The organism is Litchfieldia stipae (assembly GCF_014837155.1).
Classification (GTDB): Bacteria; Bacillota; Bacilli; order Bacillales; family Bacillaceae_L; genus Litchfieldia.
Genome location: NZ_JACYHA010000075.1, coordinates 1 through 354 on the forward strand (window position 1 = coordinate 1; position 354 = coordinate 354).

General features: G+C 42.4%; 2 rRNA genes. Both read left to right on the forward strand.

Annotated elements, in window-relative coordinates:
- A 23S ribosomal RNA gene (locus tag F7888_RS22405) occupies positions 1-97 on the forward strand; the annotation flags it as partial.
- A gap of 151 nt (positions 98-248) precedes the next feature.
- Positions 249-354, forward strand: a 5S ribosomal RNA gene (rrf, locus tag F7888_RS22410); the annotation flags it as partial.

A 354-nucleotide genomic window follows, 5' to 3' on the forward strand; every position in this document is an offset into this window, starting at 1 on the left:
GTAAGATCCCTCGAAGATGACGAGGTTGATAGGTCAGAGGTGGAAGCGCGGCGACGTGTGGAGCTGACTGATACTAATAGATCGAGGACTTAACCACAAAAAGCCGAAGAACCTATTAAATATGGCTTCTGGAGCTAGATTCAATAAAATGAATGTAAATTGTTCTCTGTTATCTAGTTTTGAAGGAACGAATTTCCTATTGCTTTTCTTTTTCAAAAAGAGTAATATAGAAAATGTTCTTTTAAATGTCTAGTGATTTTGGCGAAGAGGTCACACCCGTTCCCATACCGAACACGGAAGTTAAGCTCTTCAGCGCCGATGGTAGTTGGGGGACTCCCCCTGTGAGAGTAGGAC